Source organism: Massilia eurypsychrophila, from assembly GCF_002760655.1.
In the GTDB taxonomy this organism is placed as follows: Bacteria; Pseudomonadota; Gammaproteobacteria; order Burkholderiales; family Burkholderiaceae_D; genus JAFCUW01.
Genome location: NZ_PDOC01000073.1, coordinates 1 through 1,712 on the forward strand (window position 1 = coordinate 1; position 1,712 = coordinate 1,712).

1 tRNA gene and 1 rRNA gene are annotated in these 1,712 nt (G+C 53.3%); both read left to right on the top strand.

The annotated features are described in order from the left end of the window. Nucleotides 1-27: 27 nt before the first annotated feature. Nucleotides 28-1,556 (top strand): 16S ribosomal RNA (locus tag CR105_RS27360). A 77-nt stretch (nt 1,557-1,633) separates the two neighbouring features. Next, a tRNA-Ile gene (locus tag CR105_RS27365) sits at nt 1,634-1,710 on the top strand. Nucleotides 1,711-1,712: the final 2 nt, after the last annotated feature.

Genomic DNA, 1,712 nt, shown 5'->3' on the forward strand with positions numbered 1-1,712 from the left:
GTGCCAGAAATGGCAACAAACAAGATTGAACTGAAGAGTTTGATCCTGGCTCAGATTGAACGCTGGCGGCATGCCTTACACATGCAAGTCGAACGGCAGCGCGGGGCAACCTGGCGGCGAGTGGCGAACGGGTGAGTAATATATCGGAACGTGCCCTGGAGTGGGGGATAACGCAGCGAAAGTTGCGCTAATACCGCATACGATCTAAGGATGAAAGCAGGGGACCGCAAGGCCTTGTGCTCCTGGAGCGGCCGATATCTGATTAGCTAGTTGGTGGGGTAAAGGCCTACCAAGGCATCGATCAGTAGCTGGTCTGAGAGGACGACCAGCCACACTGGAACTGAGACACGGTCCAGACTCCTACGGGAGGCAGCAGTGGGGAATTTTGGACAATGGGCGAAAGCCTGATCCAGCAATGCCGCGTGAGTGAAGAAGGCCTTCGGGTTGTAAAGCTCTTTTGTCAGGGAAGAAACGGTGTGGGCTAATATCCTGCACTAATGACGGTACCTGAAGAATAAGCACCGGCTAACTACGTGCCAGCAGCCGCGGTAATACGTAGGGTGCAAGCGTTAATCGGAATTACTGGGCGTAAAGCGTGCGCAGGCGGTTTTGTAAGTTTGTCGTGAAATCCCCGGGCTCAACCTGGGAATTGCGATGAAGACTGCAAGGCTAGAATCTGGCAGAGGGGGGTAGAATTCCACGTGTAGCAGTGAAATGCGTAGAGATGTGGAGGAACACCGATGGCGAAGGCAGCCCCCTGGGTCAAGATTGACGCTCATGCACGAAAGCGTGGGGAGCAAACAGGATTAGATACCCTGGTAGTCCACGCCCTAAACGATGTCTACTAGTTGTCGGGTTTTAATTAACTTGGTAACGCAGCTAACGCGTGAAGTAGACCGCCTGGGGAGTACGGTCGCAAGATTAAAACTCAAAGGAATTGACGGGGACCCGCACAAGCGGTGGATGATGTGGATTAATTCGATGCAACGCGAAAAACCTTACCTACCCTTGACATGTACGGAAGCCACGAGAGATCGAGGTGTGCTCGAAAGAGAGCCGTAACACAGGTGCTGCATGGCTGTCGTCAGCTCGTGTCGTGAGATGTTGGGTTAAGTCCCGCAACGAGCGCAACCCTTGTCATTAGTTGCTACGAAAGAGCACTCTAATGAGACTGCCGGTGACAAACCGGAGGAAGGTGGGGATGACGTCAAGTCCTCATGGCCCTTATGGGTAGGGCTTCACACGTCATACAATGGTACATACAGAGGGCCGCCAACCCGCGAGGGGGAGCTAATCCCAGAAAGTGTATCGTAGTCCGGATTGTAGTCTGCAACTCGACTACATGAAGTTGGAATCGCTAGTAATCGCGGATCAGCATGTCGCGGTGAATACGTTCCCGGGTCTTGTACACACCGCCCGTCACACCATGGGAGCGGGTTTTACCAGAAGTAGGTAGCTTAACCGCAAGGAGGGCGCTTACCACGGTAGGATTCGTGACTGGGGTGAAGTCGTAACAAGGTAGCCGTATCGGAAGGTGCGGCTGGATCACCTCCTTTCTAGAGTTGCACAGGTAGAGATACCGATTCATTGAGCGTCCACTCTTATCGACTGTTGAACAAGAAGAACAGCATTTGGGGCTGTAGCTCAGCTGGTTAGAGCACCGTGTTGATAACGCGGGGGTCGTTGGTTCGAGTCCAACCAGCCCTACCAGT